The organism is Pseudomonas sp. GP01-A4 (genome assembly GCF_058780865.1).
On record NZ_JBYSWF010000036.1, the window covers coordinates 1 to 11,207 of the forward strand.

8 protein-coding genes are annotated in these 11,207 nt (G+C 62.1%); 3 read left to right on the plus strand and 5 right to left on the minus strand.

Annotated features, from left to right (window positions below; genetic code table 11):
* Positions 1 to 217 precede the first annotated feature (217 nt).
* Complete coding sequence (locus AC3WKX_RS19940; RefSeq protein WP_087694111.1) at positions 218 to 1,333, plus strand: Gfo/Idh/MocA family protein; 1,116 nt, start codon at positions 218 to 220, stop codon at positions 1,331 to 1,333.
* A 102-nt stretch (positions 1,334 to 1,435) separates the two neighbouring features.
* Here AC3WKX_RS19940 and AC3WKX_RS19945 read toward each other — a convergent pair whose 3' ends face one another.
* The 5 genes from AC3WKX_RS19945 to AC3WKX_RS19965 all read right to left on the minus strand — a co-directional run bounded on the left by AC3WKX_RS19945 (position 1,436) and on the right by AC3WKX_RS19965 (position 8,692).
* Entirely contained in the window at positions 1,436 to 4,546 is a 3,111-nt protein-coding gene (locus AC3WKX_RS19945) for an efflux RND transporter permease subunit (RefSeq protein WP_102606343.1), read from the minus strand.
* Entirely contained in the window at positions 4,543 to 5,814 is a 1,272-nt protein-coding gene (locus AC3WKX_RS19950; RefSeq protein WP_102606344.1) for an efflux RND transporter periplasmic adaptor subunit, read from the minus strand. Before AC3WKX_RS19950 ends, AC3WKX_RS19945 begins: the two co-directional genes overlap by 4 nt.
* The gene (locus AC3WKX_RS19955) at positions 5,807 to 7,045 is read right to left on the minus strand and encodes a TolC family protein (RefSeq protein ID WP_102606345.1); all 1,239 of its coding nucleotides are present in this window, start codon (positions 7,043 to 7,045) and stop codon (positions 5,807 to 5,809) included. Before AC3WKX_RS19955 ends, AC3WKX_RS19950 begins: the two co-directional genes overlap by 8 nt.
* Before the next feature lie 96 nt (positions 7,046 to 7,141).
* Positions 7,142 to 7,486, minus strand: coding sequence for a hypothetical protein (locus AC3WKX_RS19960; protein ID WP_087694115.1), 345 nt, complete (start codon positions 7,484 to 7,486; stop codon positions 7,142 to 7,144).
* A 300-nt stretch (positions 7,487 to 7,786) separates the two neighbouring features.
* Positions 7,787 to 8,692 carry a hypothetical protein gene (locus AC3WKX_RS19965; protein ID WP_003219728.1) on the minus strand — a complete coding sequence of 302 codons (906 nt, stop codon included), beginning with the start codon at positions 8,690 to 8,692 and terminating at the stop codon, positions 7,787 to 7,789.
* 368 nt (positions 8,693 to 9,060) lie between these two features.
* Between AC3WKX_RS19965 and AC3WKX_RS19970 the strand changes: the two genes are divergently transcribed.
* Both AC3WKX_RS19970 and AC3WKX_RS19975 read left to right on the plus strand, forming a co-directional pair.
* The gene (locus AC3WKX_RS19970; RefSeq protein WP_003219726.1) at positions 9,061 to 9,744 is read left to right on the plus strand and encodes a response regulator transcription factor; all 684 of its coding nucleotides are present in this window, start codon (positions 9,061 to 9,063) and stop codon (positions 9,742 to 9,744) included.
* On the plus strand, positions 9,722 to 11,119 hold the full coding sequence (locus AC3WKX_RS19975; RefSeq protein ID WP_003219725.1) for a sensor histidine kinase: 1,398 nt from the start codon (positions 9,722 to 9,724) through the stop codon (positions 11,117 to 11,119). The genes AC3WKX_RS19970 and AC3WKX_RS19975 overlap by 23 nt, the downstream gene beginning before the upstream one ends.
* The last annotated feature ends 88 nt before the right edge of the window (positions 11,120 to 11,207 follow it).

Genomic DNA, 11,207 nt, shown 5'->3' on the forward strand with positions numbered 1-11,207 from the left:
GTGGTGGGGGGCTGTTGGGGTGAGGGGGCTTGCTTCCGCTGGAGTGCGCAGCGCTCCTACGCTTTTTGGGGCCGCTGCGCAGCCCAGCGGGAGCAAGCTCCCTCGCCACGGGGGAGGTGTGGGCTTTGGGAATGAATTTTTATTCTATGTGTTGAGTTTTGGGAATATTTATTCCATAAATAGGCTTCTCAATACAATAATTCGAAGGAACCCGGCTATGCGCGAACTCGGAATCGGCCTGATTGGTACAGGCTTTATGGGGCGTGCCCACGCCTTGGCGTTTAATAATGCGCGGGCGGTGTTCGAGCTGCCGGTGAAGCTCACGCTGGCCGCCCTGGCCGATGCCGATACCGAGCGCGCAATACGCTGCGCCAATGACTGGGGGTTTGCCCAGGCCCATGGCGACTGGCAGCAGTTGATTGACGATCCCAAGGTGGATGTTGTCGCCATCACTACTCCCAACCATTTGCACTACCCCATGGCCATGGCTGCACTGGCGGCAGGCAAGGCGGTGTATTGCGAGAAGCCGCTGGCGGTGAGCCTGGAGCAGGCGGCCGCGATGCGTGATGCGGCGAGCAAGGCCGGGGTGGTGACGCGGGTGGGTTACAACTATCAGCACAACCCGATGATTGGTTTGGCCCGGCAGTTGATCGCCCGCGGTGAGTTGGGGGAAATCATCAGTTTTCAGGGGGAATTCAGCGAGGATTTCATGGCGGATTCGGCGTCGCCGTGGTCGTGGCGCTGTGAGGTGGGACATGCCGGCGGTGCGTTGGCGGATCTGGGCAGTCATTTACTGTCCATGGCGCGCTATTTGGTGGGGGATGTGGTGAGTGTGTGTGCCGATACGCAAACGGTGCACGGGCAGCGGCCTGCCACCGCCGGGAGTGAGACGCTGCGGGAGATTGCGGTGGATGACCAGGTGCATGCGTTGTTGCGGTTTGCCAATGGGGCACGGGGGACGGTGAGCAGTAGCTGGCTGAAGCATGGGTATAAGAATCACCTGAGCTTTGAGATCAGTGGCACGCGGGGCACGTTGTTGTTTGATCAGGAACGGTTGAATGAATTGCAGCTGTTTCGGGTTGGGCAGGAGGGGTTTCAGCGGGTGTTGGCGGGGCCTTCGTTGCCAGGGTATGCGGCGTTCAGTCCGGCGCCGGGGCATCAGTTGGGGTACAACGAGTTGAAGACGCTGGAGGTGCATGAGTTAGTGATGGCGTTGGCCGGCAAGGGCAGTGACGGGACGGATTTTGCGGCGGCTTGGGAGATTGAGCGGTTGGCCACGGCGATTCGGGTGGCGGCCAAGGAGGAGCGGTGGGTCAGGCTGAATGAGGTCTAAATGTGGGAGCGGGCTTGCTCGCGAACGCGGTGGGTCAGCCACGGCATCTGGCGACTGACACACCGCTTTCGCGAGCAAGCCCGCTCCCACATTTGATTGTCGTTAGCTTTTGGATTTGCGCATTAGCCTATATGCCGCCGGGATGACGAAGAGGGAGAGCAAGGGCGCTGTGAGCATGCCGCCAATCATGGGGGCGGCAATCCGGCTCATGACTTCGCTGCCGGTGCCGCCTAAAAGGATCGGCAGCAAGCCGGCGATGATTACGGCCACGGTCATCGCCTTGGGCCGCACGCGTAATACGGCACCTTCGGTGATGGCTTCCAGCAGGGCCTGGTCCCCTCCTCCCTGGCGTTCGGCCCAGGCGTTTTTCAAATACAGCAGCATGATCACGCCAAACTCCGCCGACACCCCCGCCAACGCGATAAATCCAACACCCGTCGCCACCGACAGGTTGAAGCCCAGCCAGTACAGCAACCACACCCCACCCGTCAGCGCGAACGGCAACGTGGCGAGGATCAGCAGCGCCTCATCCACCCGCCGGAACGTCAGGTACAGCAGCACGAAGATGATCAGCAAAGTCGCCGGCACCACCAGTTTCAGGCGTTCATTGGCCCGCTCCAGGAACTCGAACTGCCCCGAGTAGCTGAGGCTCATGCCCGGTTGCAGTTGCACGTTCTGGTTGATCGCTTCACGCAAGTCCTTCACCACCGACGCCAGGTCGCGATCACGCACGTCAATGTACACCCAGCCGGAAGGCCGGGCGTTTTCGCTCTTGAGCATCGGCGGGCCTTCGCTGACCTTGATCCTGGCCACGGTGCCCAGGGTGATCTGGCTACCCGACGGGGTATAGATCGGCAGGTTGCTCAACGCGCTCACCGAGTCGCGCCATTCTTTCGGGTAGCGCAGGTTGATGGGAAACCGCGCCAAGCCTTCGACGGTCTCGCCGATGTTTTCCCCGCCAATCGCCCCGGAGACAATGGACTGCACATCGGTGATGTTCAGGCCATAACGCGCGGCGGCCGGGCGGTCGATATCCACGTCGATGTAGCGCCCGCCCGTCAGGCGTTCCGCCAGCGCCGAGCTGACGCCGGGCACCGTCTTGGCGACCTTTTCCACGGCCTGGGTCACGGCGTCGATGTCCATCAGGCTGGAACCCGCGACCTTCACGCCGATCGGGCTTTTGACCCCGGTGGCGAGCATGTCGATACGGTTGCGGATTGGCGGAATCCAGATGTTGGTCAGCCCCGGCACCTGCACCACCCGGTCGAGTTCCTTCACCAGTTTTTCCGGGGTCATGCCCGGCCGCCATTGGTCTCGCGGCTTGAACTCGATGGTGGTTTCGAACATTTCCAGCGGCGCCGGGTCGGTGGCGGTTTCGGCGCGGCCGGCCTTGCCGAACACGTGGGCGACTTCCGGCACGCTCTTGATCAAGCGGTCGGTACGTTGCAGCAATGCGCCGACAGTTTGCGTCGACAAACCAGGCAACGCCGACGGCATATACAACAGGTCGCCCTCATCCAGCGGCGGCAGGAATTCACCGCCCAGGTGCGACACTGGCCATAGCGCACTGGCGACCATCAGCAGCGCGACCAGCAAGGTCATGCGCGGCCAGCGCAGCACCGCGTCGAGGGCCGGTTGGTAGAGTTTGATCAGGCCGCGATTCAGCGGGTTGCGTTGCTCATCGGGAATACGCCCGCGAATCCAGTAGCCCATCAGCACCGGGATCAGGGTCACCGACAACCCCGCTGCAGCGGCCATGGCATAGGTCTTGGTGTAGGCCAGCGGCCCGAACAAGCGGCCTTCCTGGGCTTGCAGGGTGAACACCGGGATAAACGACAAGGTGATGATCAGCAGGCAGAAAAACAACGCCGGCCCCACCTCCACTGCTGCATCGGTGATGACCTTCCAATGCGCCTCTCCCTTCAATTCCTGGTTCGGATGCGCGTGGTGCCAGGCTTCGATTTTCTTGTGGGCATTCTCGATCATCACCACCGCGCCATCGACCATCGCGCCGATGGCAATCGCAATCCCGCCCAGGGACATGATGTTCGCGTTGATGCCCTGGAAGCGCATGACGATAAAGGCAATCAACACCCCCACCGGCAACGAAATGATCGCCACCAGCGAGGAGCGCAGGTGCCACAGGAAGATCCCGCACACCAGCGCCACCACCAGGAACTCTTCGAGCAGCTTGTGGCTGAGGTTGTCCACGGCGCGATCGATGAGTTTGCTGCGATCGTAGGTGGTGACGATTTCCACCCCGGGCGGCAGGCTGGTTTGCAGTTGCTCCAGCTTGGTCTTGACCGCCGCGATGGCCTCGCGGGCGTTCTTGCCGCTGCGCAGGATCACCACGCCGCCCACCGCCTCGCCTTCGCCATCCAGTTCACTGATGCCCCGGCGCATGTCCGGGCCCAGCTGGATCGTCGCCACATCCCCAAGGGTCACCGGCACGTTGTGGGTGTCGAGCCGCAGGGGAATGCCGCGAAAGTCCTCCAGGGTTTTCAGGTAGCCGGACGCACGCACCATGTATTCCGACTCACCCATGTTCAGCACCGAACCGCCGGTTTCCTGGTTGGCCTTGCCGATGGCTTCCACCACCTGGGCCTGGGTGATGCCGCGACTGGCCAGGGCCAGCGGGTCGATCTGCACCTGGTACTGCTTGACCTGGCCGCCGATGGTCGCCACTTCGGCGACATTGGGCAGGGTCTTGAGCTCGAACTTGAGGAACCAGTCCTGCAACGAGCGCAGTTGCGCCAAGTCGTGTTTTCCGGTGCGGTCCACCAGCGCGTACTGGTAGATCCAGCCGACACCGGTGGCATCCGGGCCCAGCGCCGGCTTGGCCGATGCCGGCAAACGCGCCTGCAACTGGCTCAGGTATTCCAGCACCCGCGAGCGCGCCCAATACAGGTCGGTGCCTTCGTCGAACAGCACGTAAACATAGCTGTCGCCGAAGAACGAAAAGCCACGCACGGTCTTCGCCCCCGGCACCGAGAGCATGGTGGTGGTCATCGGGTAAGTGACCTGGTTCTCGACAATCTGCGGGGCCTGGCCCGGGTACGGCGTGCGGATGATCACCTGCACATCCGACAGGTCCGGCAAGGCGTCCACCGGGGTGTTCTGGATCGCCCACAAACCCCAGGCCGTCACGAATAAAGTCGCCAACAACACCAAAAAGCGGTTGGCCACCGACCAGCGAATCAACAGGGCGATCATGGCCGGGCTCCCGGTTGCATGCTCATGCCGTCCATGGCCCCCTCATCTGAAAAACCGCCGGACGATTGAGTGGTAATTCCCTTCAAACTTGCTTCGGAGTCCAGCAGAAATTGACCGGAGGCCACCACCTGCTGGCCTTCCTGCAGGCCGGCGAGGATGACGGTGTTGTCCTGGTTTTCTGCACCTACCTGGACTTCTACCGGGCGATATCGCCCGCCCTCCTCGGCCACCATCACCAGCACGCGTTTGCCGGTGCGAATCAACGCCTCGCTCGGCAGCAACAGCACCGATTGGCCGCTGGATTGGGCCAGGCGCACCTGGGCGGTCATACCGGGGCGCAACATACCGTCAGGGTTGGGCAGTTCGACCCGAACCTGCACGGTGCGGCTGTCCATGGCAGTTGCCGGCAGAATCGCGGCGACGGTGCCTTTGACGACTTGTCCCGGCAACCCGACAAAACGGCTCTCGACCGTTTGCCCAACGGCCAGCGCGGCGCCCTGGGCTTCAGGCACGGCGACCTGCAGCCACACGGTGCCCAGGCCATTGACCCGCGCCAGGGTTTGGCCCGCCGCGACGGTCATGCCTTCGCGTACGTCGAGGGTTTGCAACGCGCCGCCCAGCGGGGTGATGATGGTCATCACCGATTGCACCCGGCCGCTGCGCTCCATCTGCGTGATCAACCCGGCAGGCAATCCGCTCAAGCACAGACGCTGGCGGGCGGCAGCCAACAAACCTGGATCGCTATGTCGCAGAGCAAGGAACTCTTCCTGAGCGGCGGCCCATTCGGGCACCAGAATGTCAGCCAGGGGCGCCTGAGCCTTGAGCACATCCCCCGGCGCACGGGCGTAAACCCGCTCGACAAATCCGGCAGCGCGCGCCTGCACCACCGCCACATCGCGGTCGTTGAAGGCGAGGATTCCCGACAGCTCAAGACTCGACGCCAGCACCCCACGGCTGACGCTCGCCAGGCGCACGCCGATGTTCTGGGTCAGGCTGGGGTCGATCTGAATCGCCGCACTCTCCTCGGCGCCACCGGCGTAGCGCGGCACCAGTTGCATGTCCATGAAGGGCGACTTGCCCGGCTTGTCGAATTTTTGCTGCGGGTACATCGGGTCGTACCAGTACAGCGCCTTTTTCTCGTCCGGCGCCCGCATCGTCCCGACCATGGCCGGCTGTGCCTCGCGTGTCTGCGCCAGCCAATAGCCGCCACCCAGACCCAGCAGCAGGACGCCGCCCAACAGGGCCATATTCACGATTCGGTTATTCATTGGCGGGTTCCCCGTAAGCAAAATACAGCTGGGCGCCGGTCAGGGCGCGCTGTTCAATGGCATCAATCTGTTTGAAGCGCGCCTCGACCCACTCGCGGCGGGCGCTGACCACGCTCATCAGGTCGCCCTTGCCCGCGCGATACCCCGCCAGGCTCAGCGACAATTTCTCCTCGGCCAGCGGCACCAGGCTGTCCTGGCTGCGCTGCACGGCGCGGTCCAGGCGCTGGTAGTTGGCCAGGTCGTCTTCGAGTTCCTGGGTATGCTCACGGGTCTTGGCTTCGCGTTCGGCGTCCAGTTGGTCGAGTTCGGCCTGCTTGGCGGCGATACCGGGGTTTTGTCGGCGACCGGGGAAGATCGGCAAATCGAAGGTGAATTGCAGGCTGACCATGTCGCCGTACTCACGGCCTCGGTGCTGGTAGTCCACTTCCCAACTCCAGTCCGAGGTCTTTTGCGCCTTGGCCTCGTTCAGCCGGGCTTCGGCCTCGCGGGTGCGCGGTGCAAAGGCTTGCAGAACCGGGTGCTGGTGCAGGTTGTGGGTGAAGCCGGTGGTGTCGATTTTCCAGTTCGGCAATTGCCCGCTGGGGGCTTCACTGGCGGCCGGGCCGATCCAGCGCTTGAGGGCCGCCCGGGCCTGGGCGCGTTGCTGGATCAGCTCATCCTCGCGCTCGGCCAGGTCAGCCGCTTCCTGCTTCGGGATCACGACGTCGGAAGGCTGCCCGCGACCGCCGGCCAGTTGCGCACGCACGGTGTCTTGCAGCAGGCGATTCTGCTGATAGAAGTCCTTGAACAGTGCCTCTTTGCGCTCCACCGCATAGGCGCGAATCCACGCCTGGGCGGTGGCCTGACGCACATTCAAGCGCTCGATCCGGCCTTCGGCGGCAGCCGTGTCCACGCTGGCCGACGCCAACTCAACCCGTGCCTTGCGCTTGTCGCGGCTGGGCACTTGTTGCTGGATGCCGATCATTTGCTCGGTCATGTCATCGCCATACAACGTGCCGCGATTGGGCCCGCCAACGGGGAAATTTTGCAGGCCTACTACCAGTTTCGGGTCCGGCAGTTCGCCGGCCGGAATCGCCGCCTGGGTCGCGGCCTGCAATTTGGAGGATTCAGCCGTCAGCGACGGCGCGTTGTTTTGCGCCAGGCGCAAGGCCTCATCCAGGGTCAGCGCAGACGCCAGCGTCGGCCACGCCAGCACGCCCATCACCAAGGCACGCACGCATAGGAAATTCATCTTGAAGTGTCCTGTTCTGTTGCGCTGCGCACCGCTTTACGCGGCCCACAGCAAGGCCGTCCCGGTTCAGGGACGAGTCTTCAGGTGCAACAGGATTCAGCGACGGGGCGGGCGCCAGACGCCGGACGGCGTGCGGTCGGGGATGAAATCAGAAGAGACGCTGACAACCAGCGCATTGGAAGCAGTCACCGGGGCCTTGAGCACCGGCATCGACAATTGCAGCATGCCGCCGGTCTTGCACTCCTGGCCGGGCTTGCAGCTTTTGCTGTGATCGGCGGCTGCGCCGTCCTGGCAACAGTCAGGGGCCATGTCGCTCATCATCTGCATGTCGGACATCTGCATCGGGCACGGCTCGGTGCTCGACGGCACACCCGCCATCCCGGTCAGGGGAAGCGCAAGACTCAACAGCAGGACCAGGAAAAAACGCAGATAGCGGCTCATGGGACGGGAGCTTAGCCAAAAGGCGGTTAAGCAACAATTAACAAAATCCGGAGATTTCGCCTTCGCCCGGAATGCAGCAACGACACAAAACAAAATGTGGGAGCGGGCTTGCTCGCGAAAGCGGTGTATCAGCCAGTTCATATGTGACTGATACACCGCTTTTTTCGCCAGCAAGCCCGCTCCCACATGGGGACCGAGCAAGCCTGAGGATCAGTGCATGAAGATCGCGATCAGGATAATGACCGGGATAGGCACACCGAGGAAAAACAGCAGTAATGAGCGCATGACGTTCTCCTTGAATTAACGAACGGAAGTGGTGTGGGGAGTGGTTTCCAGATACACCACGGCATCCCGGCGACGACCACCAAAGGTTGCAGCGAGGCTGGCAAAAAACGCACCGATCAACAGCGCCACGAAGGTCCACAGCGACGTGTAGGCAGCCACTTTTGCAGCCGTGTCGGCAGCCTGCTTGGCTTTCAACTTGGCGTCATCCAGGGCTTTTTGAGCCTGGCCATAGACCTGGTCAACACGTGCCTCGGCATCGGCCTGGCTGAGGTTGGTCCGCTGGCTGATCAACTGTGCAAGGTAAGCACGGTCTTCAGGTGCCAGCTGACCATTGTTGCTCACGGTACGAGCGAAGATGCGAGCGACCACACCATGCACCGCGTCATCACTGACGGCGGCCGGGCGATCATCACGGAACAGGCTGTCGACGTAGTAGCCAAAGTCTTCGCCCTTGGAGGCAGCGCCAGCCACCTGGCTCATGCCACTGACGGCACCCGAGGCCACACTGGCACCGGCCTTCACACCACCGCTGACCACACTGCTGACCGAACCGACGATCAGCACCGCCGTCACCAGTGTCGCCACGGCCCAGGCCAGGAAGCCATGGGCGGTGTCGCGAAAGTACACCTCATCGCCGTGCATATTGGCCCATTTCACCCGCAGGCGACCGGCGATGTAACCGCCCATCCCCGACGCGATGATTTGCGTAACCGCCAGCCAGACAATGGTAGAAATGCCAAGCCCTTTGGCGCTGATGCCACTGTCGGCCCACGGCGACACCGCCGAAAAGCCCAGGCCGAAGCCCAGCAGTACCAGAATCAAGGACAGCGCAGCCGCGGCAGCGGCCCCGGCAAAGATCGCGCCCCAGGAAACCCCGGAGAGCGTGCTCGACTCTTGCAGCGTGGATGAGGATGTAATCATTGTTGTTTTGCTCCAGGCATGAAAAATAGTGTTACAAGTCTCAAAAGGGACAGTGCAGGCGACGTGCCAGAAGCTCGAAAATTAAAACTTCATATATTTCAACAACTTAATTAAGTTGAACTAATTTGAACCATGCAACTTGCAAGAAATGGCCCGGAGCGGCGGGCGTATTGCATTCCTCGTAGGAAATAACCCGTACGCCCCCCATGGCATGCAAAAAATCCTACACACACAGCGTTCGTTCAGATTCAGCGGGTTATGGTGAATTGTGTCGTTTGTGCCTACATAAATTTTTATTTAGGAAGCGGGCTATCATTTCTTGGCAAAATGCCCGCACTTCAGTGTGAATCGCTCACCAGGTAATCCTTATGACCCGCATTTTGACCATCGAGGACGACGCCGTAACGGCCCGCGAGATCGTTGCCGAGCTGAGTAGCCATGGACTGGACGTAGACTGGGTAGACAATGGCCGCGAAGGCCTGGTCCGTGCCGTCAGCGGTGATTACGACCTGATCACCCTCGACCGCATGCTCCCGGAACTGGATGGCCTGGCCATCGTCACCACCCTGCGCACCATCGGCGTATCCACGCCGATCCTGATGATCAGCGCCCTCTCCGATGTGGATGAACGGGTACGTGGCCTGCGGGCCGGTGGTGATGACTACCTGACCAAACCGTTCGCCTCCGACGAAATGGCCGCCCGCGTCGAAGTGCTGCTGCGGCGCAAAAGCACGGTCAAGGAGTTTGAAACTGCCTTGCGCGTAGCGGATCTGGAACTGAACCTGATCAGCCGTGAAGCCAGCCGCGCCGAACAGCCCCTGAGCCTGTTGCCGACCGAATACAAACTGCTGGAATTCCTGATGCGCAACACCGGGCAAATTCTCTCGCGGATGATGATCTTCGAGGAAGTCTGGGGTTATCACTTCGACCCGGGCACCAACCTGATCGACGTGCACATCGGTCGCCTGCGCAAAAAAATCGACCCGCCGGGCCTCACGCCGCTGATCCGCACGGTACGAGGTTCCGGGTATGTCATTGCTGAACCCCTCTAAAGGCTGGCGCTCTTCCAGCAGCCGGCTGCTGGCGCTCTACAGTTCGTTGTTCGTGGCCTGGAGCTGCATCCTCATGGGCGTGTTGTACTACGAGGTGTCCGGTTACCTGGGCGACCTCTCGCGCCACTCCCTGATGCAGCGCCAGCACCTGTTCCAGCGGTTTGACGGCGAAGAGCTGGTGGAAGCCCTGACCACCAGCATGACCTTCGACATGAAGGGCGTTGACGCCTACGGCCTGTTCGACAATCAGTTCAACCCCATCAGCGGCCCGATCCGCGTGATACCGCCCGACCTGCCAATGGACGGGCACATCCACGCCCTGGCCAACTGCATCGACTCCGACGACCCGAAACTGCCGCGCGACAGCTGCGACGCCGTGGCCACCCACACCGAAGACGGCCGCTGGCTGATCCTGGTGCGCGCCAACGGCTCGCTGTTCGGCGTGACGCGGATCATCCTGCACGCCTTGCTGTGGGGCATCACCCTGACGATCATTCCCGGCGCGGCCGGCTGGCACCTGCTCAGGCGGCGCCCGTTGCGGCGGATTCGCGGGATCCAGGCGAGTGCCGAAGCCATCGTGGCCGGCGACCTGACCCACCGTTTGCCATTGTCCGACCGACGCGACGAACTGGACATGCTGGCAGCCATCGTCAACGCGATGCTCGACCGCATCGAGAAGCTGATGAACGAGGTCAAGGGCGTGTGCGACAACATCGCCCACGACCTGCGCACCCCGCTCACGCGCCTGCGGGCACAGCTGTACCGAATCCAGCAACAGGCTGATGAAGACGCGCCCCACGCCCTGCAACTGGACGCGGCCATCGCCGAGACCGACACCTTGATGGCGCGTTTTCGCGGCCTGCTGCGGATTTCCGAACTGGAAGACCATCAGCGCCGCTCGGGCTTCCTGGTGCTTGATCCCCTGCCCTTGCTGCAGGAACTCCACGACTTCTACCTGCCGTTGGCAGAAGAAGGCCAGATGGAACTGCTGCTGCAAGTGCCGGCCTCGTTACCGTGGATCACCGGCGATCGCGCCTTGCTGTTCGAAGCCCTGGCCAACCTGCTGAGCAACTCGATCAAATTCACCCCGCCGGGCGGCGAAGTGATCCTGCGAGGCGTGAACGATGCCGGCAGCACCCGCATCGAAGTGCTCGACTCCGGGCCCGGGATTCCGGCGGCGGAACGTGCGGCAGTGTTCCAGCGTTTTTATCGAGTGGACGAAGGCAATCAACAGCAAGGCGGGTTTGGGTTGGGGCTGTCGATTGTGGCGGCGATCATCAACCTGCACGGTTTCAAACTGGAAGTCGGCAGCAGCGAACGAGGCGGCGCGAAGCTGATCCTCGAATGCCGCCAACAACTGATGCCCGAAGCCTGAAGCCTGAAGAACACCACAAAACCAATGTGGGAGCGGGCTTGCTCGCGAATGCGGAGTGTCAGTCAACCCATCTGGCACTGATCCACCG